20 protein-coding genes are annotated in these 24,772 nt (G+C 73.0%); 2 read left to right on the top strand and 18 right to left on the bottom strand.

Translation table 11 applies throughout. The annotated features are described in order from the left end of the window. Positions 1–94: 94 nt before the first annotated feature. The 3 genes from KUM03_RS16805 to KUM03_RS16795 all read right to left on the bottom strand — a co-directional run bounded on the left by KUM03_RS16805 (position 95) and on the right by KUM03_RS16795 (position 4,119). Positions 95–577 carry a methylated-DNA--[protein]-cysteine S-methyltransferase gene (locus KUM03_RS16805; RefSeq protein ID WP_217249423.1) on the bottom strand — a complete coding sequence of 161 codons (483 nt, stop codon included), beginning with the start codon at positions 575–577 and terminating at the stop codon, positions 95–97. A gap of 28 nt (positions 578–605) precedes the next feature. After that, positions 606–2,078, bottom strand: a complete 1,473-nt coding sequence (locus KUM03_RS16800; protein WP_217249429.1) for an AlkA N-terminal domain-containing protein — start codon at positions 2,076–2,078, stop codon at positions 606–608. A 103-nt stretch (positions 2,079–2,181) separates the two neighbouring features. Continuing rightward, positions 2,182–4,119, bottom strand: a complete 1,938-nt coding sequence (locus KUM03_RS16795) for a heavy metal translocating P-type ATPase (RefSeq protein ID WP_254399438.1) — start codon at positions 4,117–4,119, stop codon at positions 2,182–2,184. A gap of 30 nt (positions 4,120–4,149) precedes the next feature. Here KUM03_RS16795 and KUM03_RS16790 point away from each other — a divergent pair, with 30 nt between their 5' ends. Further along, the gene (locus KUM03_RS16790) at positions 4,150–4,512 is read left to right on the top strand and encodes a metalloregulator ArsR/SmtB family transcription factor (protein WP_019328613.1); all 363 of its coding nucleotides are present in this window, start codon (positions 4,150–4,152) and stop codon (positions 4,510–4,512) included. Here the strand turns inward: KUM03_RS16790 and KUM03_RS16785 are convergent. From KUM03_RS16785 to KUM03_RS16730, 12 genes are all read right to left on the bottom strand, one after another. Further along, complete coding sequence (locus KUM03_RS16785; protein ID WP_217249418.1) at positions 4,493–5,374, bottom strand: DUF72 domain-containing protein; 882 nt, start codon at positions 5,372–5,374, stop codon at positions 4,493–4,495. The genes KUM03_RS16790 and KUM03_RS16785 overlap by 20 nt on opposite strands. Before the next feature lie 38 nt (positions 5,375–5,412). After that, complete coding sequence (locus KUM03_RS16780) at positions 5,413–9,330, bottom strand: glycoside hydrolase family 2 TIM barrel-domain containing protein (protein WP_217249416.1); 3,918 nt, start codon at positions 9,328–9,330, stop codon at positions 5,413–5,415. Between the two features lie 185 nt (positions 9,331–9,515). Further along, positions 9,516–11,111, bottom strand: a complete 1,596-nt coding sequence (locus KUM03_RS16775) for an alkaline phosphatase (protein WP_217249414.1) — start codon at positions 11,109–11,111, stop codon at positions 9,516–9,518. 161 nt (positions 11,112–11,272) lie between these two features. After that, a complete protein-coding gene (locus KUM03_RS16770) occupies positions 11,273–11,932 on the bottom strand; it encodes an ABC transporter ATP-binding protein (protein WP_217249412.1) in 660 nt (219 codons plus the stop codon). Beyond that, positions 11,925–12,911, bottom strand: coding sequence for an ABC transporter ATP-binding protein (locus KUM03_RS16765; RefSeq protein ID WP_217249410.1), 987 nt, complete (start codon positions 12,909–12,911; stop codon positions 11,925–11,927). Before KUM03_RS16765 ends, KUM03_RS16770 begins: the two co-directional genes overlap by 8 nt. Next, positions 12,908–13,825, bottom strand: coding sequence for an ABC transporter permease (locus KUM03_RS16760; RefSeq protein ID WP_217249408.1), 918 nt, complete (start codon positions 13,823–13,825; stop codon positions 12,908–12,910). The genes KUM03_RS16765 and KUM03_RS16760 overlap by 4 nt, the downstream gene beginning before the upstream one ends. A gap of 5 nt (positions 13,826–13,830) precedes the next feature. After that, positions 13,831–14,799: an ABC transporter permease gene (locus KUM03_RS16755; protein WP_217249406.1), complete on the bottom strand. Its 969-nt coding sequence runs from the start codon at positions 14,797–14,799 to the stop codon at positions 13,831–13,833. Between the two features lie 32 nt (positions 14,800–14,831). Continuing rightward, positions 14,832–16,391 carry an ABC transporter substrate-binding protein gene (locus KUM03_RS16750; protein WP_254399437.1) on the bottom strand — a complete coding sequence of 520 codons (1,560 nt, stop codon included), beginning with the start codon at positions 16,389–16,391 and terminating at the stop codon, positions 14,832–14,834. A gap of 149 nt (positions 16,392–16,540) precedes the next feature. After that, complete coding sequence (locus KUM03_RS16745; protein WP_217249401.1) at positions 16,541–17,071, bottom strand: hypothetical protein; 531 nt, start codon at positions 17,069–17,071, stop codon at positions 16,541–16,543. A gap of 15 nt (positions 17,072–17,086) precedes the next feature. Beyond that, complete coding sequence (locus tag KUM03_RS16740) at positions 17,087–17,596, bottom strand: O-acetyl-ADP-ribose deacetylase (protein WP_217249399.1); 510 nt, start codon at positions 17,594–17,596, stop codon at positions 17,087–17,089. A 47-nt stretch (positions 17,597–17,643) separates the two neighbouring features. Beyond that, entirely contained in the window at positions 17,644–19,053 is a 1,410-nt protein-coding gene (locus KUM03_RS16735) for an NAD(P)/FAD-dependent oxidoreductase (protein ID WP_217249398.1), read from the bottom strand. Positions 19,054–19,142: 89 nt separating this feature from the next. Beyond that, a complete protein-coding gene (locus tag KUM03_RS16730; RefSeq protein ID WP_217249397.1) occupies positions 19,143–20,084 on the bottom strand; it encodes an AraC family transcriptional regulator in 942 nt (313 codons plus the stop codon). A 119-nt stretch (positions 20,085–20,203) separates the two neighbouring features. On the opposite strand from KUM03_RS16730, the gene KUM03_RS16725 reads away from it, so the two are divergent. After that, complete coding sequence (locus tag KUM03_RS16725) at positions 20,204–20,884, top strand: NAD(P)H oxidoreductase (protein ID WP_217249395.1); 681 nt, start codon at positions 20,204–20,206, stop codon at positions 20,882–20,884. 46 nt (positions 20,885–20,930) lie between these two features. On the opposite strand, the gene KUM03_RS16720 is transcribed toward KUM03_RS16725, so the two are convergent. From KUM03_RS16720 to KUM03_RS16710, 3 genes are all read right to left on the bottom strand, one after another. Next, positions 20,931–21,821 (bottom strand): GNAT family N-acetyltransferase, encoded by an 891-nt coding sequence (locus KUM03_RS16720; RefSeq protein ID WP_217249393.1) that lies wholly within the window; start codon positions 21,819–21,821, stop codon positions 20,931–20,933. A 120-nt stretch (positions 21,822–21,941) separates the two neighbouring features. After that, entirely contained in the window at positions 21,942–22,787 is an 846-nt protein-coding gene (locus tag KUM03_RS16715) for an inositol monophosphatase family protein (protein ID WP_217249390.1), read from the bottom strand. An 84-nt stretch (positions 22,788–22,871) separates the two neighbouring features. Further along, positions 22,872–24,710: a gamma-glutamyltransferase family protein gene (locus tag KUM03_RS16710; RefSeq protein ID WP_217249388.1), complete on the bottom strand. Its 1,839-nt coding sequence runs from the start codon at positions 24,708–24,710 to the stop codon at positions 22,872–22,874. Positions 24,711–24,772: the final 62 nt, after the last annotated feature.

Below are 24,772 nucleotides of genomic sequence, written 5' to 3'. Positions count from 1 at the left end.
CGACAGCTCCACTCCACAACCGGAGGCCTTCGCCGTCCTACAAGTTCAGACCGTGTCGTCGCACAAACTCGACCAACCTGGCTGGGCAGTACACCTAGAACAGCGCCGTCCCCCGTTCGAAGTCCAGCAGCCGCCGCTTGCGTTCCAGGCCGCCGCCGTAGCCGGTCAGGCTGCCGCTCGCGCCGATGACGCGGTGGCAGGGGACGATGATGCCGATCGGGTTGCGGCCGTTGGCGAGGCCCACCGCGCGGGAGGCAGCCGGGTTGCCGAGGGCGTCGGCGAGTTCGCCGTAGGTGCGGGTCTCGCCGTAGGGGATCTTCCGGAGCTGGTCCCAGACCGTGCGCTGGAACGGGGTGCCGTTCAGACGCAGGTCGAGGGTGAAGTCCTTCAGTTCGCCGGCGAAGTACGCCGTCAGTTGCTCCTCCGTCTGCGCGAACGGGCCGTCGTCGGCGGCGCCGAAGGTCTCCTCGGGCGGGCGGTGGCGCTGGTCGGTCATGTAGAGGCCGCACAGGGCGCCGTCCTCGGCGACGAGAGTCAGGGCGCCGTAGGGGCTGTCGATCACGGTGTGCTGTTTCACGTGGGTTCCTCGTACGGGCTCGCGGCGGCTACACGGGCAGGAAGTTGATCGGGTGGTCGTCGGTCGCCCACAGGTACTGGACGGCGTACGCCCGCCAGGGCCGCCAGGCCGCCGCGCGGGCGGTGAGCGCCGACGGGGTCGAGGGCAGGCCCAGTTCGGCGGCGGTGCGGCGGATGCCGAGGTCGGTGGGGAGGAAGGCGTCGGGGTCGCCGAGGGCGCGCATGGCGATGACGTCGGCGGTCCAGGGGCCGAAGCCGGGCAGCGCGAGGAGCCGGGCGCGGGTGTCGGCCCAGTCGCTCTCGACGCCCAGGTTGAGCGAGCCGTCGGCCAGGTGGGAGACGAGGGTGGTGAAGGTCGTGCGGCGGGTGCGGGGCATGGCCAGGGTCTCGGGGTCCACCGACGCCAGGGCCTCGGTGGACGGGAAGAGGTGGGTCAGGCCGCCCTCGGGGTCGTCGACCGGGTCGCCGTGTGCGGTGACCAGGCGGGCGGCGTGGGTGCGGGCGGCGGCGGTGGAGACCTGCTGGCCGAGCACGGCCCGTACGGCGAACTCCGCCTCGTCGACCGTGCGCGGCACGCGCCGTCCCGGTGCCTTGTCGACGAGCGGCGCGAGCAGCGGGTCGGCGCGCAGCTGGCCGTCGATGGCCGTCGGGTCGGCGTCCAGGTCGAGCAGGCGGCGGCAGCGGCTGATGGCGACGGTCAGGTCGCGCGGGTCGCTGAGGGTGAGGCGGCAGGCGATGTGGTCGGGGGTCGGGGTGAGGGCCACGATGCCGTGACCGTACGGGAGGCGCAGGGTGCGCCGGTACGCGCCGTCCCGCCACTCCTCCACGCCGGGTACGGCGGTGGCGGCGAGGTGGCCGAAGAGGTTGTCGGGGTTGAGGGGGGTGCGGAAGGGGAGGCGGAGGGACAGGGTGCCCGGCGCGTTGGCCGCGGCTCGGCCCTTCGGCGCGCGGGTGCGCAGTTCGCTCGGGGAGAGGGCGTAGACCTCGCGGACCGTGTCGTTGAAGGTGCGGACGGAGGAGAAGCCGGCCGCGAAGGCGATGTCCGCCATCGGCAGCGCGGTGGTCTCGATGAGCAGCCGGGCGGTCTGGGCGCGCTGGGCGCGGGCGAGGGCGAGCGGGCCCGCGCCGAGTTCGGCGAGGAGCTGGCGTTCGACCTGCCGGGTGCTGTAGCCGAGGCGGGCGGCGAGGCCGGGCACGCCCTCGCGGTCCACGACGCCGTCGGCGATCAGGCGCATGGCGCGGGCGGTGAGGTCGGCGCGCTCGTTCCACTCCGGGGAGCCGGGGCTGGTGTCCGGGCGGCAGCGCTTGCACGCCCGGAACCCGGCCTGCTGGCAGGCCGCCGCGCTCGGGTAGAAGGTCATGTTCGCGGGCTTGGGCGGGACCACCGGACAGCTGGGCCGGCAGTAGATGCGGGTCGTGACGACGGCGGTGAAGAACCAGCCGTCGAACCGCGCGTCCTTCGACTGTACGGCGCGCACGCAGCGCTCGGTGTCGGTGTGCATTTCCGTCCGCGTTCCCGTCTGCATGTGTCCAGGATGGCCCGCCGGCCGGGCGAGGGCTGGCGGGAATCCGACATGGACGTCACGCTTCCTGGGCTTCTCCGGATCAACCGGGTCGCCATGCCGACTCGCGCAGCAGTCGCAGCCCGTTGAGGCCGACCAGCACGGTCGATCCCTCGTGGCCGGCGACGCCGAGCGGCAGCGGGAGGTGTCCGATCAGGTCCCACAGGACGAGGACGGTGATGAACGTACCGGCGATGACCAGGTTCTGGACGACCAGCCTGCGGGCCCGCCGGGAGAGGTCCAGCACGGCGGGTACGGCCGTCAGCTCGTCCCGTACCACGACCGCGTCCGCCGTCTCCAGGGCGAGGTCGGAGCCTGCCCGGCCCATGGCGACACCGGCGTGCGCGGCGGCGAGGGCGGGCGCGTCGTTGACGCCGTCGCCGACGAAGAGCACCTTGCGGCCGGCCCGCTCCAGTTCCCGTACGGCCTCGACCTTGTCCTCGGGCAGCAGGCCGGCGCGGACGTCGGTGATGCCGGTCGCGTCGGCGACGCGGGCGGCGGCGGGGGCGTTGTCGCCGGTGAGGAGGGTGGGCGGGGTGCCGGTGAGGGCGGTGAGCGCGGCGGTGGCCCCGGCGGCGTCGGTGCGGAGGCGGTCGGTGAGGGCGAGGGTGCCGACGGGGGTGCCGTCGCGGGTGACCTGGACGGTGGTCTCGGCGCCCTCGGGGTTCTCGGCGCGGCCGACGTGCACCTCGTGGCCGTCGACGACGGCGGTGACGCCGCGGCCCGGGGTCGCCGTGAAGTCCTCCGCGGGGGCGATGCGCAGGCCTCGGGCGCGGGCGGCGGCCACGATCGCGCGGGCCAGGGGATGCTCGCTGGGGTGCTCGGCCGCCGCGGCGAGGGCGAGGAGGGCGTCGTCGTCCAGGCCGGTGCCGGGCAGCGGGCGTACGGCGGTGACCTCGGGGGTGCCCTCGGTGAGGGTGCCGGTCTTGTCGAGGGCGGCGGCGTCGATCTCGCCGAGGCGTTCCATGGCGACCGCCGATTTCACCAGGACGCCGTGCCGGCCGGCGTTGGCGATGGCGGAGAGCAGGGGCGGCATCGTGGCGAGGACGACCGCGCAGGGGGAGGCGACGATCATGAAGGTCATGGCGCGCAGCAGGGCGTCCGTGAGGTCGGCGCCGAAGGCGAGGGGGATGCCGAAGACCGCGAGGGTGGCGGCGACGATGCCGACCGCGTAGCGCTGCTCGATCTTCTCGATGAACAGCTGCGTCGGCGCCTTGGTGCGGGACGCCTCCTCGACGAGGGTGACGATGCGGGCGATGACCGAGTCGGCGGGGTCGCGGTCGACGCGGACGCGCAGGGCGCCGGTGCCGTTGAGGGTGCCGGCGAAGACGTCGTCGCCGGGGCGCTTGAGAACGGGGACGGACTCGCCGGTGATGGTGGCCTGGTCGACCTCGCCCTCGCCGCCGAGGACCGTGCCGTCGGCGCCGATCCGTTCCCCCGGCCGGACCAGGAGGACGTCACCGACGGCGAGGTCGGCGGTGGGGATGGTCTCCTCTCGGTCCCCGGTGACCCGGGTCGCCGTGGTGGGCGCGAGGTCGAGCAGGCCGCGCACGGAGTCGGCGGTGCGGGCGGTGGCCAGGGCTTCCAGGGCGCCGGAGGTGGCGAAGATGACGATCAGCAGGGCGCCGTCGAGGACCTGCCCGATGGAGGCCGCGCCGAGTGCCGCGACGATCATCAGCAGGTCGACGTCCAGGGTCTTCTCGCGCAGCGCCCGCAGGCCCTCCAGGGCGGGCTCCCAGCCGCCGGCTGCGTAGGCGACGACGTACAGCGGGCCGTAGGTCCAGGCGGGGGCGCCGCCGAGGTCGAGGGGGAGCGCCAGCAGGAACGCGACGAGCGAGACGAGCGCCCAGCGGGCCTCGGGCAGGGCGAGGACGCGGGTGCGGCGGCGGGGCGCCCGGCTGACGGGCGCGGGGACGGGTGCGGGGGGCGAGCGTGGTGGACACGCGGCACACCATACAGGAACAGATGAAGACTCATTCATGCGTTCATGTGTGGTGAGTAGGATGAGCGCATGGGTCACGGAGCCGCCACCACCGCGCAGGACGCCGCCGCACGCGTGCGGCTGGACGCGGACAACGTCGCCAAGGTCGCCACCACGCTCCAGGCCCTGTCCACGCCCTCCCGGTTGCTGATCCTGGCCCGCCTGCGCGAAGGCCCGCTGCCCGCCACCGAGTTGGCGGCCGAGGTCGGGATGGAGCAGTCGGCCTGCTCGCACCAGCTGCGGCTGCTGCGCAACCTCGGCCTGGTGGTGGGTGAGCGGCGCGGCCGTTCGGTGGTGTACGCGCTGCACGACGACCATGTGGCCGGGCTGCTCGACCAGGCCGTGTACCACGTGGAGCACCTGCGGCTGGGGATCAGCGACGCGGCGGAGTGAGCAGCTCCCGCATGGTTTCGGCGGCGCGCACGGCGGCGTCGGCGCAGCAGTTGTTGAAGAGCACATGCAGCTCGTCGGCCTGTGCGGCGGCGCGCCGCAAGCGGGGCGTCCGGGCGCCCAGTTCGGCGGCGGAGTAGTCGTACCTGAAGCGGTCCTCCTTGCTTCCCCTCCCCCACGCCGGGCTGCGCCCGTGGAAGCGGACCACGGCGAGGGACCGCCGGGTGACCGGCACGACGGGCGGCAGCGACGACGGCAGCCCCTGGGCCATGTCGGTGCCGACGGCCGAGGCGCCCAGTGCGGACAGCAGGGCGTGGGTGGTGTCCGCCCGTTCCGCCTCCCACCACCCGGGGTGCCGGAACTCCACGGCGATCGGCCAGCCCTCCGTGCGCCGGGCGCACGCTTCGAGCGCCGCCTCGGCCGGGGAACCGGGTGTGAACCACGGCGGGAACTGGAAGAGCACGGTGCCGAGCCGCCCGTCCTTCCGCAGCGGCTCGACCGCCTCGGCGAAACGTCCCCACACCTCGTCCAGCACGCCGTCGCTCGCCTGCCCGCGCCTCAGCCGGCCGCCGGAGTCGGCTCCGCGCAGGTCGGCGGGGAGCGCCTCGGGGCGGGTGGGGTGGCCGGTCAGCAGGGAGAAGGCCTTGACGTCGAAGCGGAAGTCCTCGGGTGTGCGCTCCAGCCACAGTTCGCTGTTGCGCCGGCTCGGCAGCGCGTAGTACCCGGCGTCCACCTCGACGACGGGCAGCCGCGAGGCGTAGTGCCGCAACCGCCCCTCGGCGTCCCGCCGTCCGCGCGGGTACCAGCCGCTCGCGACCAGTTGCCGGTCCGTCCAGGAACACGCTCCGACCAGTACGTCACCCATGGGGGCCCGGTTACCCGGGCCCCGGGTAGAGGGAACCGCTATTCGGTCGCCGTGGGCCGCCGCGAGGCCGCCGTCGCCTCCTTCACGTCCGTCAGCGGGCGCAGCCGGTAGGTGTAGGAGTAGTCCCGGTCGGCGAAGAGCTTGAACTCGTCGTGCGTGTGCGCGCCCCAGCTGTTGTCACCGCCGACACCCATCTGACGGTGGTTGAGCCGCAGTACGACCGCGTCCCTCGGCGTGAGCTGGTAGTCGTGCCGCACGCCGCCGGACAGGTCTTCCGGGGTGAAGTGCGAGGCGTTGACCTCCAGCAGCGGCTCACCGGAGGCGAGCAGGCCCACGCCGTGCCGGTCGGTGAGGGCGACCCAGCGGACGTCGGTCTTGTTGCCGTTCTCCTGCGGGCGGATGTAGGGCGTCCACTGCTCGGCGACGGTCCCGGAGTGGAGGCCGACGTCGGTCCCGGTCTTGCGGTCCCAGTGGTTCTCTTCGGGCCCGCGGCCGTACCAGTGCATCCGGTGCAGGCCGCGGGGCAGGAACAGCACCGTCCCTACCTCGGGGATGTAGGGCAGGTTCGCGGCGCCGGGGTGCAGGGTGTTGTCGACCTTGATCTCGCCGTTGCCGAAGACGGTGTACGTGGTGGTGTACGCCGACTCCACCGTGGTGGGCAGCGTGCCGCTGACCTTGATCTCGACGGCCCGGTCTTCCAGGTCCCGCACGGTGACGTCCGTGACCCGGCGCCGGGCGCCCGCGTCGCGCCAGGTCTGGTTGCGGGTGTGCTGGCCGTTGCCGTGGTCGTTGTCGGTGGGCGCCCGCCAGAAGTTGGGCACGGGCCCGGAGGTGATCAGCCGCCTGCCGTGCGCCTCGTACGCGGTGATGGTGCCGGTGCGCTTGTCGACGGTGACCGAGAAGTCGCGGCCGTCGACGTCGACCTCGTCGTCGCGCTCCCGGTGGCGCAGGAACGGCGCGCGGTCCAGGGGCACGGGGGTCACGGCCGGGGTGTCCGTGTCGAGGGCGAGCTGCTGCCGGGCGACCTCGAAGCCCGCCTTCGCCCAGGGGGTGTCGTCCTTGGTGGTGAAGGACAGCTCCACGAAGTACTCGGTGCCCGGCGCCGGGTCGCCCGGCAGCCGTACGGGCACGGTGATGTCCTTCCTGGACAGCGGCTCCACGTCCAGCTGGTCCCGGGTGAGCCGCCCGCGCCGCACGGTCCTGCCGTCGGCGACGAGTGCCCAGTGGCCGTCGAACTCGCGGAGGTTGGTGAACAGGTACTCGTTGACGAGGGTGACCGCGCCCGCGCCGCCGGACCGCTGCTCGACGCCGACCGCCTGGTAGACGCGCTTGACCTCGGCGGCCTTGCCGGTGTGGCCGCGGTCGGCGAGGACGATGCCGTCGGCGACGAAGTTGCCGTCGTTGGGATTGTCGCCCCAGTCGCCGCCGTAGGCGAAGAAGGTCTTCTCCTTCGTCCGCTCCCTCTCGACCTCCACGCTCTCCGCGTCGAACCAGAACCGCACGCCGTCGTCGTCGGGTTCCCGGTCCGCGTCGGCCAGTTCACCGGCGGTCAGCGCACGGGCGTAGACGCGGGCCCGGCGGACGGTGCCGCTGAACTCGCGGACCTGGTTGTCCGAGTCGGTGGCCAGGGACAGGGAGGCCGTGTTGCTGGTGGGCCGCCGGTCGGTGGTGCGGGTCGCCCGGCGCTCGCCGTCGACGTAGAGGGTGAGGGTGCCGGAGTCCGCGTCGAAGACGCCCGCGATGTGGTGCTCGCGGCCGGTCCAGTCCTCGGGCACGGTCCAGGTGGCGGTGATCCACTGACCGCCGGAGTGGATGAAGAACTCCAGGGTGCGGTTGTTCTGCTTCAGGGCGTACTGGGTGTCGCCCTTGGCGATGATCGGCTGGTGGTAGCCGGTGAAGTGCGGGGTGACCCAGGCCTCCAGGGTCAGTGAGCCGGTGAGGTCCAGGCTCTCGTCGCGGGCGAAGACCGTGCCGCCGGACAGGCCCTTGCCGCGCTCGAAGGTGCCGGAGGCGGCGAGGATCTCACCGTGCAGCCCGGCGGGCCCCTCCTCGGTCAGCAGGGTGCGCCGCGGGACCGGCCAGGTCAGCGACTGGTCGACGAAGTCCCAGATCCAGCCGCCCTGGAGCACGTCGTACGAGCGGATGACGTCCCAGTACTTCTTGAAGTTGCCGTTGGAGTTCCCCATCGCGTGGGCGTACTCGATCATCACGTACGGCCGCGTGTCGGAGGTGTCCTTGGCCCGCTGCTCGACGCGCTGCGGGGTGTCGTACATCTCGGAGCGGATGTCGCTGACGCCCGGGCGGTCGTCGCCCTCGTACTGGATGACGCGGGTGGGGTCGTAGGAGCGGATCCAGTCGTGCATGGCGGTGAAGGTGGAGCCGCCGCCCGCCTCGTTGCCCAGCGACCAGATGACGACCGAGGCGTGGTTCTTGTCCCGGTGGACCATGTTCTGGGCGCGGGCCACGCAGGCCTTGGTCCACTCGGGGTGGTCGCCGGGGTACTCGTCGCGGATGCCGTGGGTCTCCAGGTTGGTCTCGTCGACGAGGTAGAGGCCGTACTCGTCGGCGAGTTCGTACCACAGCGGATTGTTCGGGTAGTGCGAGGTGCGGACGCTGTTCATGTTCATCCGCTTGATGATCTCGATGTCCTCGATCATGTCCTCGCGGGTGAGCGCCGTGCCGCGGTCCGGGTGCATCTCGTGGCGATTGGTGCCGCGGAAGGAGACGGGTTTGCCGTTGATCCGCATCAGCCCGTCCTTCAGGGCGAACTCGCGGATGCCGACGCGGTGGGACAGGGTCTCGACCACCTTGCCGGCCGGGTCGCGCAGGCGCAGGACGGCCGTGTAGAGGTGCGGGTGCTCCGCCGACCACAGCTTCGGCTCCGGTACGGCCTTCGCCGCCCGTACGGTGACGTCCTGGCCGGCGCCCGACCCGGTGAGGTCGGCGGGCTGCTCCAGCGGCCGGGACCAGACGGCGTGGCCGCGGGCGTCGTACAGCTGGGTCTCGACGGTGTACCGCCCGGCGTCCTTCGCCGCGTCGCCGTACGCCCGCACGCTCGCGGTGACCGCCAGTTCGGCGGCCGTGTACGTGTCGTTCAGCGGGGTGTCCAGCTTGAAGTCGCGCAGGTGCACGGCCGGGGTGGAGTAGAGGTGGACCGAGCGGAAGATGCCGCTCAGCCGGATCATGTCCTGGTCCTCCAGCCAGTCGCCGTCGGCGTAGCGGTAGACCTCGACGGCGATCTGGTTGGTGCCGGGCCTCAGGTGGTCGGTGATGTCGTACTCGGACGGGGTGAAGGAGTCCTCGTCGTAGCCGACCAGTTCGCCGTTGATCCACACGTAGTGGGCGGACTTGACGCCCTCGAAGTGGAGGAAGGTGCGGCGGCCCTTCCAGTCGCGGGGCACGGTGAAGGTGCGCCGGTACTGGCCGACCGGGCTGTAGCGGGTCGGTGCGGCGGGCGGCTGGGGGTCCTCGCCGCGGCCGTTGGGGCCCCAGTACGGGTAGGTGATGTTGAGGTAGATCGGGTAGTCGTGGCCGTGCAACTGCCAGACGGACGGCACGGGGATGGTCCCCCAGTCGCCGTCGTCCAGGTCCGTGCGGTGGAAGTCGGCGTCCCGGTCCTCGGGGCGGTCGGCGTAGGCGAACTTCCACTTGCCGTCGAGGCTGAGCCGGTACGGCGAGTCGGTGCGGTCGGCGGCGAGGGCGTGGCGCACGCCGGCGTACGGCATGAGCGTGGTGTGCGGTGGCTCGGTGCCGACCCGGAAGACGCCGAAGTCGTTCCACTCCGGGGACTCGTCGGCCGCCGCCCGCCGGCCGGCCGCCCGGGTCGTGACGGGCGTTCCGGACAGGGCGAGCGCGCCGAGGACGGCGGCACCGCCCTCCAGGAGGCGGCGGCGGCTGACGAGCGGCCGAGGGCGGGGGGCCGGGAGTCCGGCGGGTGACACGGGCGAGTGCGGCATGACCGTGGCCTTCCGTGGGCTTCGGGGGCGGCTCAACGCACGGTGCTGTGGAAGCAGTTGACATGGGGATGGTTCACAACTGCCGGTGACGCAGCGACTACTGAGTCAGGCACACCCTAGAACCCGAACACAACCGAATCAATTACCCCGTCGGACTTTGTTGGTTCCTGATGGAGGGTCGGCGCTCAGGCGTCCTGGACGCCGGGCACGCCCGCCTCGATCACGAACGACTTGTCGGTGCGGACCGGGGCGCCGGGCCGGGTGACGTAGTCGACCACGCGGTAGTCGGCCGTGTACTGCTCCTTGGAGACGGAGCAGCGGACGTAGCCGCGGCGGCTGCTGTAGTACTTGGTGTGCGGGTTCTCGTCCCAGTACACCTGGCCGGGGTCGTGGGTGGCCGAGCCGTCGCCGCCCGAGGTGATCGAGGTGGTGACGAACTCGCTGCCCAGCAGCCGGGTCTCGGGGCGCTCGAAGTCGCGGCGCAGGTCGTTGGTCCAGTTGTTGTGCACGTCGCCGGTGAGGACCACGAAGTTGTCGACGCGGCGTTCCTCGACGTAGCCGAGCACCCGGTCGCGGGAGGCGCGGTAGCCGTCCCAGCCGTCGTTGTAGCCGCCGTCGTCCGGGCCGGCGACGGCGTCCCAGTTGGCGAAGTAGATCTGCTGCGGGACCACGTTCCAGGTGGAGCGCGACCGGGCGAGGCTCCGCTCCAGCCAGGCGTGCTGCTCGTCACCGAGGATGGTGGCCTTCGGGTCCCACTGGTCCGGTCCGGAGACCTGCCACTTGTCGCCGTAGGGCTGGTTGGTGCGGTACTGGCGGGTGTCCAGCACGCTGAAGGTCGCGGTGGACCCGTACTCCAGGCGCCGGTACAGCGGCAGCGCCGTGTCCACCGGCTTGCGGAAGCGGCGCAGCGGCATGTGCTCCCAGTACGCCTGGTAGGCGGCCCGGCGGCGGGCGGCGAAGTGCGCGGTGGTGTCGTTGCCCTGGCCCGCGTCGTTGTTCTCGGGGCTCAGGTCGGCGTAGTTGTTGTCGGTCTCGTGGTCGTCCCAGGTGACGACGAAGGGTGCGGTGGCGTGCAGCAGCCTGAGGTCGGGGTCGGTCTTGTACTGGGCGTGGCGCTGCCGGTACTCGGCGAGGGTGTTCATCTCGTCGCCGTGGTGGGTGCGCACCTTGCCGTTGACGCCGGCGGCGTACTCGTAGAGGTAGTCGCCGAGGTGGAAGACCACGTCGGGGCGCTCCTCGGCCATGTGCCGGTACACCGTGAAGTGGCCCTGCTCCCAGTTGGCGCAGGAGGCGAAGGCGAAGTCGACCGTGGGCGAGGTGCCGGGGGCCGGGGCGGTGCGGGTGCGGCCGACGGGCGAGACCGCGTTTCCGGCGCGGAAGCGGTAGTAGTACTCGTGGTGCGGGCGCAGGCCCCGTACGTCGGCGTGGACGGTGTGCGCCTCGGCGGGCACGGCGTGCTCGACACCGCGCCGGACGACCTTCCGGAACCGCTCGTCGAGGGCGATCTCCCAGCGCACGGCGACGGGACGCCGGGGCATGCCGCCGTCCTCGTCGAGAGGTTCGGGCGCGAGGCGGGTCCAGAGCACCACGCCGTCGGGGAGCGGGTCGCCGGACGCGACGCCGAGTTGGAACGGGTCGCCCGGGACGCGTCCCGGTGCGGCGGAAGCGACGGGCGCGGCACCGGTGCCGAGCAGCACCGCACCGGCGCCGGCGGCACCCGCGATGCCGAGGAAGCCCCTTCTCTTCAGCGAGTTCGGGGAGCTGGTGCGCGGCGGGGTCATCGAACCTCCAGTGGACGGACGGCCGGACGACAACCAGGCAAACGGCGCCGGGTGAACCCCGGCTGCTGTGCTCGTGGACCGCGCTTGACCGATACATGTCGAGCGGAGGCTCGGATTCGGGCTCAGGGGTGTGTCAGGGGTGGTGTGTCAGGGGTGGTGTGTCAGGGGCGTGTCAGGGTGCCCCATTCGACGGTGCGGTCGCACCAGCGGTCGAGGAGGACGCGGTCGTGGCCGACGGCCAGCAGCCCCGCGCCGGTCTCGGCGCGGTAGTCCTCCACGACGCGGACCAGCGCGGCGGTGGTCGAGGCGTCGAGCATCGCCGTCATCTCGTCGCACACCAGCCAGCGCGGGCGCAGCACGAGGGCGCGGGCAAGGCAGGCGCGCTGCAACTGGCCGTCGCTGACCTCGTGCGGGCGCCTGCCGAGGAGGTCGGCGGTGAGGCCCACGGTGGCGGCGAGTTCGGCGACCCGGCCGGCGGCCTCCTCGCGCCGGCCGGTCGCCCGCAGCGGCTCGGCGATCAGGTCGGTGAGCGTGAGGCGGGGGTCGGCGGAGAGGCGGGCCTGCTGGAAGACGACGCCGAAGGCGGTGCGCTGGGCGCGCGGGGCGCGGTGGCGCCAGCGGCGCACGGGGGTGCCGTCGACCACGAGTGCACCGGCGTCGGGGTGGTGGAGCAGGGCGGCGACGCGGGCGAGGGTGGACTTGCCGCAGCCGCTGGGGCCGAGCAGGCCGACGGCCTCGCCCGGCTCGACGGACAGGGAGACATCCCGGAACACGGGCACGTTCCTGGCGTAGCCGGCGGTGATGGCGCTCAGTTCAAGCACGGTCGGCGGCCTCCGTGAGCGCGGCGTGCGGGTGGTGGCAGGCGACGGTGGTGGCCAGCGGGGGCAGCGCGGCGCAGGTGTCGGTGGCGCGGTCGCAGCGGGCGGCGAAGGCGCAGCCTTCGGGGAGGGCTCCGAGTTCCGGCGGCAGGCCGGGGATGGGGGTGAAGGCGCGGTCGGGCAGGGCGTCGAGCAGGCCCCGGCTGTAGGGGTGGCGAGGGCCGGGGGTGCCGAAGAAGTCCGCCGCATCGGCGAGTTCGACGATGCGGCCCGCGTACATCACGGCGATCCGGTCGGCGATGCGTTCGGCGGCGGCGAGGTCGTGGGTGATCATCAGCAGGGCGTGGCTCTGGTCGTCCGTCTTCTTGTCGACATGTCGCCGTAGCTCGTCGACGGTGCGGTCCACCAGGTCCCGGTCGAGTCCGGTGGTCGGCTCGTCGGCGAGCAGCAGCGGGGCGTCGCCGACGAGGGCCATGGCGGTGGCGGCGCGCTGGGCGAGGCCGCCGGAGAGTTCGTGCGGGTGGTGGTCGAGGTGGTCCACCGGGAAGGCGGCGCGCTCGGCGGCGGCCTCGGCGGCGCTGCGCAGGGCGGTGCGGCCGCGGACGTCGGTGAGCTCCGCGACCGTCTCCTCCAGTTGGGAGCGGATGGTGCGTACGGGGGTGAGGTGGGCGGCCGGGCTCTGCGGTACGAGGCCGATGAGCCGGCCCCGTACGGTGCGGGCGAAGGTCCGCTCGTCGGCGGTGAGCAGGTCGAGGTCGCCGAGGTGGGCGGCGCCCGCGGTCCGGGCGTTGCCGGGCAGCAGGCCCAGCAGGGCGGAGGCGAGGACGGACTTGCCGCAGCCGCTCTCGCCGATCAGGGCCAGGCACTCGCCGGCCGCCACGTCGAAGTGCGCGTCGGTGACGGCGGCGACACGGCGCCCGCCCGGCATCAGGAAGCGCACCGACAGACCGCGCACCGACAGCACGGGGGCTCGCTCGGTCACAGCATCAGCTCCGATCGGCGACGGGGGTTGATCCGCTCCCGCCAGGCGCCCGCGAGACCGGCGACGGCGAGGGTGGGGACGATGAGGAACAGGCCCGGGAAGAGGGTCGGCCACCACTGCCCGGCGAGCAGCGAACCGCGCGCCTCCTGGATGAGGTTGCCGAGGCTCGCGGTGTGGGTGGGCAGGCCGAGGCCGAGGAAGGACAGCGCCGACTCGTGCCACATGGCGTGCGGCACCATCAGTACGGCGGCCAGCGCGGCCTGGGGCAGCACGCCCGGCAGCAGGTGCCGTACGGCCACCCGCCACCGGGAGGCGCCGCCGGAGACGGCCGCGTCGACGTAGGGGCGCGAGCGCAGGGACAGCACCTCGGCGCGGACGATGCGGGCGGTGGACAGCCAGTGGGTGAGGGCCACGGAGATCACCACGGGCCACACGCCCGGCCGGAACATCGCGACGATGAAGATACCGAGGAGCAAGTGGGGCACGGAGGAGATGGTGTCGACGACCCGCATGACGGCGCGGTCGACCCAGCCGCCCAGCGCCCCGGCGGTGGCGCCCACCGCGGTGCCGACGACCGTCGCCGTCAGGGCCGCGGCGACCCCGACGAGCAGCGAGACGCGCAGACCGTAGACGCAGCGCAGCAGCAGGTCCCGGCCGACGTCGTCGGTGCCGAAGGGGTGGGCCCAGCTGGGGGCCTGGAGCTTGGCGGCGAGGTCGACGGCCTGCTGGTCGAGCTGCACCAGCGGCGGCACGAGCAGCACGGCGAGGACCGTCAGGGTCAGCAGGGCGGCACAGACGCGCAGGCGCAGGGTGCGGGTGGAGCGGCGGTCGGTGCCGTGGGCGCGCCACACGGTGCCGGGGTTCTTGTCGGCCTTCTCGGACCTCTCGGCCTTCTGTGCGGCGACGTCAGCCATGGGAGTCACATTTCACTGAGCTTCACCCTCGGGTCGAACAGTCCGTAGAGCAGGTCGGCGAGCAGGTTGCCGGCGAGGACGGCTGCGGTGGCGAGGACGGTCAGGGCGGCCAGCAGCGGGAAGTCGACGGCGGTGGCCGCCTCGACGGTGGCCGCGGCGATGCCCGGCCAGCTGAAGACGGTCTCCACCAGCAGGGCGCCGGTGATGAGTTCGGGGACGCGGGAGCCGATCAGGGTGAGCACCGGCAGCAGGCCGGAGCGCAGGGCGTGCCCGAACAGGACGGTGCCCTCGCCGATGCCGCGGGCCCGCGCGCCGCGCACCGGGTCCTCGGCGAGGGCGTCGCCGACGCCTTGGCGCACGTACAGCGTGAACCAGGGCAGTTGGGAGACGGCGAGCACGCCGGCGGGCAGCACGAGGTGGCTCGCGACCTGTCCGAAGGTGACCTGGGCGCTGGCGGTGTCCGTCAGTCCGCCCGCGGGCAGGACGTCCCACTGGAGGGCGAACAGCCACACCGCGAGCAGCGCGATCCAGAAGACCGGCGCCGCCTCCAGGATGTACGCGAGGGAGGTGACCGCCCGGTCGAGCATCGAGCCGGGGCGGCGGGCGGCCAGCACGCCGAGGAGCGTGCCGGCCAGGACGGCGACGGCGAAGGCGACGGCGCACAGCAGGGCGGACCAGACGAGGCGCTCGCCGATCACCTCGGCCACCGGCTGCCGCATCACCGGGGAGTGGCCGAGGTCGCCGGTGAGGGCGGCGGTCAGCCAGTCCCACCAGCGGGCCACGAACGACTGGTCCACGCCGAGGTTGTCGCGCAGCCGGTCCAGGGTCTCCTGATCGGCGCGGAGCGCGGCGGTGCCGGCGTAGGCCTTGACGGGGTCGAACGGGGAGGCGGCGGCGATGGCGAAGACGCCGAAGGTGACGACGAGGACGGCGGGGACGGCGAACAGCGCCCGCCGCCCCGCCAGCCGTGCCATCGCTCCCCAGGGCAGCCTCCGGGGGGATCGGGTCACTTCTTCGGCTGCCAGTCCTCGAGGTTCCACCAGGGCCCGCTGGCGAAGCCGTGCTCGTGCGGCTCCAGCTGCGTGGTCAGCCCGTCCCAGCGGTCGGCGAGGACGTAGAGGTGGTCGATGTGGGTGAGGAAGGTGTAGCCGGGGTCCTCGACCAGGGCCTGCTGGACCTTGTCGTAGGCGGCCGCGCGCCGCTCCGGGTCCTGGGTGCGGCGGCCGGCGTCCAGCGCCTCGTCCACCACCGGGTTGTCGTAGCCGGCCATGTTGTTGAAGCCGTCGTAGGCAAGGGAGGAGTGCAGCATCGTGTAGAGGCCGAAGTCCGGGTCGCCGACGCTGCCGAGGCCCGCCAGGACGGCGTCGTGCTTCATCCGCGGCTCGATGACCTCCCAGGTGGCGCCCTCCACCTTCACCTCGATGCCGGCCTTCTTGGCGTCGGAGGCGTAGGCGAGGGCGTGGTCCTGGCGGACCTTGTCGCCCGTGGGGTAGTAGAGGGTGAAGGTGGCCCGCTGCCCGTCCTTGGCGCGGATGCCGTCGGAGCCGGTCTTCCAGCCGGCCTCGTCCAGGATGCGCTCGGCCTTGGCGAGGTCGTGCGGGCGCTCGATGCCGCGCTTGTACCAGGGGTCGTCGACGGGCAGCGGTCCGTACGCCGGCCGGCCCGCGCCGTTCAGGATCTTGTCGACCATGGCCTGGCGGTCCACGGCGGCGTCCAGGGCCCGCCGGATCGCGCGGTCGCCGGTGACCTTGTTCGCGGTGGGCAGGGTGACGGCACGGAAGTCGTACGACCGGGCCTGGTAGGTGCGCTTGTCGTCGTCCTTCTCGAAGGTGGCGGCGAGGTTGGGCGGCAGGACGGCGCCGTCGAGGTCGCCGGAGCGCAGCCGGGTGGCGCGCACGTTGTCGTCGGCGACGATCGCCATGGTGAACGACTTCACCGCGGGCTCGCCGCCCCAGTAGTGCGGGTTGGCCTTGAAGGTGAGCTTCTCGCCCTTGCGCCAGTCGGCGAGGACGTACGGCCCGGTGCCGACCGGCTCGGTGTTGAAGTCGCCGGTGTTGGGGTCCTGGCCGCCCGCGACGTGCTCGGGGACGATGGGCAGCACCGTGCGGGCGGCGAAGGCCGCGTAGGGGTACTTGAGGGAGAAGACGACGGTGTCGTCGCCCTTCGCGCTGACGCTCTTGATGGCGTCCAGTTCGCTGCGGGCGGTGTTGTTGGTCTTCTCGTCGAGGACGGTGCGGTACGTGTAGACCACGTCCTGGGCCGTCAGCGGTTCGCCGTCGCTGAACTTCACGCCGTCGCGCAGGGTGTACGTGTAGGTCTTGCCGCCGTCGGCGATCTTCGGCAGCGCGGTCGCGAGCGCGGGCTTCAGCTTCAGGTCGGTGTCGCGGGCCAGCAGCCCGTCGAAGATCTTGGAGTTTCCGTCCTTGCCGTAGCCCAGCAGCGGGCTGAGGGTGTCCGGCTCGGAGGCCACCCCGATCACCACGGACTCGGCCGCCTCGGCGTCGCCGCCCGCCCCACCGCCCCCGGGCGCGGAGCAGGCGGTGACGCCCGCGGCAAACGCCACCATGGCAGCGGCACTTCGTATCCGACGGGTCCGACGGGTTGTCATGTCTCCCCCACGCTTGTTGTTGGTGCGGGGTTATTGCACATCAGTCGCAACAGAAGCGTCAAGCCAGGTGGGGAAGCATGCGGGGGACGTGCGGGCGCCGCGACCTCCTACAGCTGGTCCCCGACGCGGGCCGGTTCCGGAGGATGCAGCCCGCCGCCGTCCTTTATGTCGTCTTCGCAGGTCTGACCGATGTAGGACCGGTCGTTGGGGATGAACAGCACTCCGGCGACCTGCTCAGGGTGCTCGACGGCGAGCCAGTCATCGCCCGTGAGGTCGCCCTCCGGCCCGGACGCCAGGACCGAATCGACCGTCTGGCACCCCAACGCCACGCGCTCCTCGTCGACCGCGCAGGCGTCCACCGCCGGCTCGGACATGCCGTCGGTGCCGTCGAACCGGTAGCGGAAGTTGACCTGGTCACCTTCCGAGGGCACCTGCGGGTGGGGCTCCAGGCGCCAGTCGACGACCTCGGCGAAGACGCCGAGTGCCCGCCCGGACACGTCCTCGACCTGCACCCTGACACCGGCCTCGCCACGCTCCGCCGACGTGTCGGTACAGTCGCCCCAGTGCGAGGAGCAGCCGGACAGGGCGAGCATCAGCAGAGCCGACGGGACGCCGGCACGTGTCCGTACGGGGCTCATCAAGGCACCTTCCCGTCAGCCGAGTCGCCGGGAGAACGCCTCGTACGCCCGGTCGTCGAAGAGCACGAACCTCACCTCTTCGACGGCGGTCGGCGTGCGCCGCACCGTTTCGACGGCGATGCGGGCCGCGTCGTCCATCGGCCACCGGTACACGCCGGTGGAGATCGCCGGGAACGCGACCGTACGGGCACCCAGCTCGTCGGCCACCCGCAGCGACTCCCGGTAGCAGGAGGCGAGCAGCTCGGGATCGCCGCCTGAGGCCTGGTGCACCGGGCCGACCGTGTGGATCACCCAGCGGGCGTCCAGGTCGCCCGCGGTGGTGGCGACCGCCTGGCCGGTGGGGAGGCCCTTGCCGTAGTGCGAGGCGCGGAGTCTGCGGCACTCCGTGAGGATGGCGGGGCCGCCGCGCCGGTGGATGGCGCCGTCGACGCCGCCTCCGCCGAGGAGTGAGGAGTTGGCCGCGTTGACGATCGCGTCGGCGCTCTCGCGGGTGATGTCGCCCTGGACGAGGGTGATGGTGGTCATGTCCGGTCCCCGGTCATGGGCGGTCTCCGATCGGCTCCGGTCCGCGGTCAGGTCTGCCGCAGCCTGCGCCACACGGCCTTCGCCGCGTTGTGCCCCGACATGCCGTGCACGCCGGGGCCCGGCGGGGTGGCCGACGAGCAGATGTAGACGGCCGGGTGCGGGGTGGCGTACGGGAACAGGGAGAGCTTGGGGCGCAGCAGGAGCTGGAGGCCGGAGACGGCGCCGGCCGCGATGTCCCCGCCGACGTAGTTGGCGTTGCGGGCGGCCAGTTGGGGCGGTCCGGCGGTGGCGCGGGCCAGGACCCGGTCGCGGAAGCCGGGGGCGAAGCGCTCCAGCTGGCGTTCGATGGCGTCGGTGAGGTCGCCGGTCCAGCCGTTGGGGACGTGTCCGTACGCCCAGAAGACGTGCTTGCCCTCGGGGGCCCGGGTGGGGTCGGCGACGCTGGGCTGCGTGGTGATGAGGAACGGCGCGTCGGGGGCGCGGCCGTCGCGGGAGGCGGCGTTCAGTGCGGCGCCGATCTCCGCGCTGTTGGCGCCGATCTGCACGGTGCCGGCGGTGCGGGGCTCCTCGGCGGTCCACGGGACCGGGCCGTCCAGCGCGTAGTCGATCTTGAAGACGCCGGGCCCGTACCGATAGCCGGCGTAGTGGTTGCCGAGGCCGGCGATGCGGGCCAGGGCGGTGGGCGAGGTGTCGAAGACGTAGGCGCGGGCGGGCGGCAGGTCGTCGAGGCGCTTGACCTCGTAGTCGGTGTGGACGGTGCCGCCGAGGTCCATGAGGTAGGCGGCGAGGGCGTCCGAGATGGCCTGGGAGCCGCCGCGGGCCACGGGCCAGCCGCGGGCGTGCGCGGCGAGGGCGAAGACCATGCCTATGGCGCCGGTGGCGAAGCCGCCCAGCGGCGCCATGACGTGCGCGACGAGCCCGGCGAAGAGAGTCTTGGCCTTGTCGTCGCGGAAGCGGCGCATCAGCCACGTGGACGGGGGCAGGCCGATCAGGCCGAAGCGGGCGAGGGTGACGGGGTCGCGGGGCAGCGCGGTGAGCGGCAGGGACATGAAGTCGCGGGCCAGGGTGTCCCAGTGGGGCAGGAAGCGCTCGACGAGTCTGCGGTAGGCGCCGGCGTCGCGCGCTCCGAAGGAGGCGGCCGTCTCGCCGACCGACCGGGAGAGCACGGCCGCCGAACCGTCCAGGAAGGGGTGCGCCATGGGCAGCGGAGCGTGCAGCCACTGGAGTCCGTACCGCTGAAGGGGCAGGTCGCGGAAGGCGGGTGAGTTGATCCCGAGCGGGTGCGCGGCGGAGCACGGGTCGTGCCGGAAGCCCGGCAGGGTCAGTTCCTCGGTGCGGGCTCCGCCGCCCACGGCGCCCTGAGCCTCGAACACGGCCACCGAGAAGCCGCGGCGGGCCAGCTCCACGGCAGCGGTCAGCCCGTTCGGCCCCGCTCCCACCACGACCGCATCGAGCATCGACGGCACCTTCGGACTCCTTCGTCAGCCGATGGCCACTGGGGATCAGGATATGCCCGGGGTCCGACAGCCCGCGGCCGCGGGTGGGCTCACGCCGCCGCGGCGGCCCGGAACCCGCTGGGGCTCAGTCCCCTGTGGCGTTTGAAGGCGGCGCTGAAGCCGAAGGCGTCGGCGTAACCGACGGACTTGGCGATCTCGGCGATGCCGAGGTCGGTGTCGGCCAGCAGCGTCTCGGCGTCGGCCATGCGGCATTCGGTGAGGTAGGCGAGGGGCGGCCGGTCCATCACCTGGGTGAAGCGCTTGGCGAACAGCGCCCGGGAGACGCCGGCCCGCGTGGCCAGCGACGCCACCGTCCAGGGCTCGGCGGGCCGGTCGTGGAAGGCCTGGAGGGCGGGGGCGAGGACCGGGTCGGCGAGGCCCCGGTACCAGCTGGGCGCGGCGGCGCCGGCCTGGTCGAACCAGTTGCGCAGGGTGCACACCAGAGCCCAGTCCAGGAGCCGGTCCATCAGCGCCTGGGAACCGGCCGTGCGCTGGGCGGCGTCGGCGGCGGCCGTCTCCAGCCAGGCGCAGACCTCGACGTCCTCGTTGATCACCAGGACGGGCGGCAGGGCGCGCAGGAGCCGTTCGTGGCGGTGGCCCGAGGCGCGGTAGGCGCCCACGATCAGCGCGGTCGCCCCGTCCGGGTCGGTGCCCCAGCGGATACCGCCGAGTTCCTGGGCCGTGCATTCGGCTTCCGGGGTGAAGCAGGCGATCTCGTACGCGGCGTGCGGGCGGTGGACGGTGCCGGGACGGTCCGCGAGGCAGAACGGTGCGGGACCGCGCACGACGGCCGTGTCGCCCACGCCGACGGCCCGTTCGGTGCCGTCGGCCAGCAGCAGGGTGCCGCCGCCGCGCAGCACGCTGACCATGGTGAGCGGCGCGCCGTCGGCGAAGCGGATGGTCCAGGGCGCTGTCAGCACGGCGTGACTGACGACCGAGCCTTCGGCCCGGATGCCGCTCAGCAGCGAACTCAGGGGATCCATGGGCGACATCGTAGACGATCTCCTATGTTTCGGAGAGTTTCTCCCATGGATCATCTACGTGACCGCGGCTGTACTGGACTCGTCGAACTGATCGAGAACCAACTGATCGCGAACAGCCGGGAGACACCGTGACGCAGCACAGCAGTGACGCCAGGACGGCCCTCGTTGTCGTCGCCCACCACCGCGCCGACTCCCTGACCGCGCACACCGCCCGTCGCACCGCCGACCGGCTCGAGGCCGCCGGGTACCAGGTCGACGTGCTCGACCTGCACGCCGAGGGGTTCGACCCGCGGATGAACGTGGCGGACCAGCCGGACTGGGGCAACCGGGAGAAGCAGTACTCGGACGAGACGCACGCCCACATGCGGCGCATCCTCGCCGCCGAGGTCGTCGTCGCCGTCTTCCCGGTGTACTGGCAGAGCGTGCCCGCCATCCTCAAGGGGTGGATCGACCGCGTGTGGAACTACGGCTTCGCCTACGGCCGCAGCAAGCCCCGCCTCGCGGGCAAGCGCATCCTGTGGCTGGGACTGGCCGGCGCCCCCGCCGACGACGTCGTCGTGGAGGGCATGCGGTCCGTCCTGGAGGCCAACCTGAGTGAAGGCATCGCCTACTACTGCGGCTTCTCCCGCTCCACCGTCGGCCTGCTCACCGACGCGGAGGAGCGCCCGCAGCGCATCGACGCCGAGGGCAACCTGCTGGTCGGCGACGCGGTCGCGGGCGCCGAGCGGGAGGCGCAGTACGCCGATTTCGACCGTCGCGCGCGGGAGTTCGTGGAGAAGTTCCTCGCCGAGGAGGTGGTGGCGGCCTGACGGGGCCGGTGCCCGGCCGGTGGTGGCCGGGCACCGGCATCGGCCGTCACAGGTCGAGCTGGTACTCCAGGGCCTTGTGAGTGGGGACGTAGCCCAGCGCGTCGTTGATGCGCCGCATCTGGGTGTTGCCGTCGGCCGTGTCGGTGACCAGGCCGGCGAGTCCGGGGTGCCGGGTGCGGGCGAGGCGGATCGACTCTGCCTTCATCCAGCGGCCGAGGCCGTGGCCGCGGTGCTCGGGCAGCACGCCGGTGCCGTAGTGGAGCCCGTCGCCCTTGCCGTCGCCCGGCACGACGAGCTCCGAGAAGCCGGCGATCGAGCCGTCCGCCTCGTCGACGGCGGCCACCGTGGTGAGCAGGTCGCCGCGGTCGGCGACGGCCTTGGCGGCGGCCAGCACCCGTTCGACGTCCCAGACGACGACGCCGTAGTCGGTGTCCCCCATCGGCATGTCGTCCAGCGCGCGGCGTGACGCGGCGAAGGTCTGCGCGAGCTCGTCGGGGACGGTGCCGCGCCATGACGCGAGGCGGTAGCCAGGGTGCGGCCGGTCGGCGATCGCGTGGATCTCGTCGGCCCGGCGGGCGTCGAGCTCGTCCAGGGCGAGCCGGGCGTAGGTCAGGCCCAGGACCACGCGGAAGCCGCTTGCGGCGAGGAAGTGGTCGCCGGGCGTGTCCGCGTCGGCCTGCGCGACCACCGACCGCCGGCCGTCCTCCCGCGCGGCGGCCACCGCCGCGTCCAGGAGCCGGGTCCCGACCCGCCCGCGCCGCTCCGCCGCGTGCACGTGCAGGCGCAGCTCGGCCAGGTGTTCCTGGCCTTCCTTGGTGAACAGGCGCAGGAACGCGTACCCGAGCGGGTCGCCGTCGTCCCCGCAGGCCAGCCATGCGAGGCGATGGCCGGACGGGGTGCGGTCGGGGTCGGTGAGGGCGGTGACGTGTATGGGCAAGGTGACTCCGGTCCGTCCGATGATGACTGCCTGGGCCGACAGTCGATCACGCGGCGGGTCACCGGGGCACGGGTTTTGCCGTGCGGAGGGGAACTCCTCCCCGAACTCCTCCCCCGGTGGTCAGGCCTCGCCCGCCAGCAGTGCCACCACACGGCGGGCCGTGGCCGCGTCGCGGGCCGCGGTGAACGGCAGCTCGTTGCCGCCCGTGATGCGGAAGGGTTCGCCGGTGCGGGTGAGGTGGGTGCCGCCCGCCTCTTCCACCAGGAGCAGGCCGGCCGCGTGGTCCCACGCCGCTTCCCAGCTGAACGCCGTGGCGTCCAGCTCGCCGCGGGCCACGGCCAGGTACTCCAGGCCCGCCGAGCCGCAGGGGCGGGGGGCCACGCCCGGGGTGCGCAGGCCGAGCAGGGCGTGCTTCTGCTCGTCGGTCGTGTAGTCCGGGTGGGAGGTGGCGACATTCAGCTCGCGGCCGGGCCCGGGCGGTCCGGCGTGCAGGCGCTCGCCGTCCAGGAAGGCGCCCTGGCCCCGTACCGCCGTGGCCAGCTGGTCGTGGACCGGGGCGTAGGTCCACGAGGCCCGTACGACCCCGTGGTGGGCGAGGGCGACCAGGGTGCAGAAGCCCGGGTCGCCGTGCACGAACTGCCGCGTCCCGTCGACCGGGTCGACGATCCACACCGGCGCCTCGCCGTGTATCGCCTCGTACGACGCGGGGTTGGCGTGCACCGCCTCCTCGCCGACCACCACGGAGCCGGGCAGCAGTGCGGACAGGGCGTCGGTGAGGAAGAGCTCGGCCTGCCGGTCGGCGTCCGTGACCAGGTCGTGCGGGCCGGCCTTCTCGTCGATCTCGTGGGACGCCAGCCGGCGCCGGCGCGGCATGATCTCCTGGGCGGCGGCCTTGCGGACGGCCTCCGCCACGTCGTCGGCGTGCCGGGCGAGAAACTCGTCGATGGTTTCGTTGGTCTCGATCATGACTCCATGAGAGCACGCGCCACTGACAATCCCCACCCGGGTGGTGTACTCCGGGTGGAATCGGCGCGAACAGGCGGTGCGGGGTCAGCGCCCCACCGCGTACCCCTGCATGCCGCGCGGGTTCGCCGCCGCCGAGAACACGCCCGTCTCCGGGTCCCGCGCGACGGCGCACAGCCGGCCCTCCGACCAGGCCTCGCCGACCGTCACGTCGTGTCCGCGCCGCCGCAGCTCCTCGACGACCTCCGCCGGCGTGCGGGACTCCACGGTGACGCTGCCCGCCCGCATGCCGCGCGGGAAGAAGGAGCCGGGGAAGCTGTCGTTGTGCCAGTTCGGGGCGTCGATGGCGCCCTGGAGGTCGAGGCCGCCGCGCACGTGCGCGCGCAGGGCGACGGCCAGGAAGAAGTGCGTCTGCCACTGGTCCTGCTGGTCGCCGCCGGGGGTGCCGAAGGCCATGACCGGCACCCCGTCGCGCAGCGCGACGGAGGGCGTGAGCGTGGTGCGCGGCCGGCGGCCCGGCGTGAGCGAGTTGGGCAGGCCCTCCTCCAGCCAGGTCATCTGGAGCCGGGTGCCGAGCGGGAAGCCGAGTTCGGGCACGACCGGGTTGGACTGGAGCCAGCCGCCGCTGGGGGTGGCCGAGACCATGTTGCCCCAGCGGTCGACTATGTCCAGGTGGCAGGTGTCGCCACGGGTGCCCCCGTCGGCGGCGACGTCCGGTTCGCCCGGCACCGGCGACGTCGGGCTCTTGGCCACCGTCGGCTCACCGACGCCCAGGGCGTCGAAGCCCTCCCCCTCAACGGCCGCCACGCGCGCGTGCGCGCTGAGCCGCGGGACGCGCCCGCCCGGGCTGCCGGGCCGCAGCTCGAAGGAGGCCTTCTCGCCGACGAGCGCCCGCCGTGCCGCGTTGTACTCGGGCGACAGCAGGTCGTCGAGCGGCACCCCCTCCGCGCCGTCCGCGTCCCCGTACCAGGCCTCCCGGTCGGCCATGGCGAGCTTGCAGCCCTCGATCAGCAGGTGGACGTAGTCCGCGGAGCCGTACCGCGGCAGCTCGGGCGGGAGCAGTGCCAGTTGCTGGAGCAGGACGGGGCCCTGGCTCCAGGGGCCGGCCTTGCACAGGGTCCAGCCGTTCCAGTCGTACGTGGCGGGAGCCTCGTAGTGCGCGGACCAGCCGGCGAGGTCGGCGGCCGTGAGGGTGCCGGTGTGGCGGACGCCGCTGGTGTCCATGGTGGGCCGGCCGGCCTGCCGTACGAGGGCCTCGGCAACGAACCCGGTGCGCCAGACCTCCCGTGCCGCGTCGATCCGCGCCTCGCGGTCCCCCGCGCCGGCGGTCTCGGCGAGCAGCCGTTTCCAGGTGGCGGCGAGGGCGGGGTTGCGGAAGGGCACGCCGAGGCGGGGCGGGCGGCCGTCCGGGAGGTAGATGTCGGCCGAGGTCGTCCACTCCGTCTCGAAGAGTTCTCGCACGGTCTCGACGGTCTCCGTCATGCGCTCCACGGGCGGGTGCCCGTGTTCGGCGTAGCCGATGGCGTACTTCAGCACGTCGGCGAGCGGCTTGGTGCCGTGGTCGCGCAGCAGTGTCATCCAGGCGTCGAAGGCGCCGGGGACGGCTGCGGCGAGCGGGCCGGTGCCGGGGACGAGGTCGAGGCCGAGCCCTTTGTAGTGCGCGACCGTCGCCCCGGCCGGTGCCACGCCCTGTCCGCACAACACCCGTACCTCGCCGCCCGCCGGTGCGAGCAGGATCGGCACCTCCCCGGCGGGCCCGTTCAGGTGCGGCTCGACGACGTGCAGCGCGAAGGCGCCGGCCACGGCGGCGTCGTAGGCGTTGCCGCCGTCCTCCAGCACCGCCATGGCCGACTGCGAGGCCAGCCAGTGGGTGGAGGAGACCATGCCGAAGGTGCCCTGGAGGGTGGGGCGGGTGGTGTGCTGCATTTCTCACCTCTGGTGCGTCGTCGGGTCGCACTGGTCTTCCGTACCCACTTGGGTGTCCGGAC

The organism is Streptomyces sp. AC602_WCS936 (assembly GCF_019049125.1).
Lineage (GTDB): Bacteria > Actinomycetota > Actinomycetes > Streptomycetales > Streptomycetaceae > Streptomyces.
The sequence above is the reverse complement of the archived record's forward strand: the minus strand, read 5'-3'. Positions and strand labels throughout refer to the sequence as shown.

Excerpts from the sequence above, each read along its gene's own strand:
- KUM03_RS16800 (WP_217249429.1), bottom strand. The coding sequence starts at position 2,078 with ATGCACACCGACACCGAGCGCTGCGTGCGCGCCGTACAGTCGAAGGAC.
- KUM03_RS16795 (WP_254399438.1), bottom strand. The coding sequence starts at position 4,119 with ATGAATGAGTCTTCATCTGTTCCTGTATGGTGTGCCGCGTGTCCACCA.
- KUM03_RS16790 (WP_019328613.1), top strand. The coding sequence starts at position 4,150 with ATGGGTCACGGAGCCGCCACCACCGCGCAGGACGCCGCCGCACGCGTG.
- KUM03_RS16785 (WP_217249418.1), bottom strand. The coding sequence starts at position 5,374 with ATGGGTGACGTACTGGTCGGAGCGTGTTCCTGGACGGACCGGCAACTG.
- KUM03_RS16780 (WP_217249416.1), bottom strand. The coding sequence starts at position 9,330 with ATGCCGCACTCGCCCGTGTCACCCGCCGGACTCCCGGCCCCCCGCCCT.
- KUM03_RS16775 (WP_217249414.1), bottom strand. The coding sequence starts at position 11,111 with ATGACCCCGCCGCGCACCAGCTCCCCGAACTCGCTGAAGAGAAGGGGC.
- KUM03_RS16760 (WP_217249408.1), bottom strand. The coding sequence starts at position 13,825 with ATGGCTGACGTCGCCGCACAGAAGGCCGAGAGGTCCGAGAAGGCCGAC.
- KUM03_RS16755 (WP_217249406.1), bottom strand. The coding sequence starts at position 14,799 with ATGGCACGGCTGGCGGGGCGGCGGGCGCTGTTCGCCGTCCCCGCCGTC.
- KUM03_RS16750 (WP_254399437.1), bottom strand. The coding sequence starts at position 16,391 with ATGGTGGCGTTTGCCGCGGGCGTCACCGCCTGCTCCGCGCCCGGGGGC.
- KUM03_RS16745 (WP_217249401.1), bottom strand. The coding sequence starts at position 17,071 with ATGAGCCCCGTACGGACACGTGCCGGCGTCCCGTCGGCTCTGCTGATG.
- KUM03_RS16740 (WP_217249399.1), bottom strand. The coding sequence starts at position 17,596 with ATGACCACCATCACCCTCGTCCAGGGCGACATCACCCGCGAGAGCGCC.
- KUM03_RS16735 (WP_217249398.1), bottom strand. The coding sequence starts at position 19,053 with ATGCTCGATGCGGTCGTGGTGGGAGCGGGGCCGAACGGGCTGACCGCT.
- KUM03_RS16730 (WP_217249397.1), bottom strand. The coding sequence starts at position 20,084 with ATGTCGCCCATGGATCCCCTGAGTTCGCTGCTGAGCGGCATCCGGGCC.
- KUM03_RS16715 (WP_217249390.1), bottom strand. The coding sequence starts at position 22,787 with ATGATCGAGACCAACGAAACCATCGACGAGTTTCTCGCCCGGCACGCC.
- KUM03_RS16710 (WP_217249388.1), bottom strand. The coding sequence starts at position 24,710 with ATGCAGCACACCACCCGCCCCACCCTCCAGGGCACCTTCGGCATGGTC.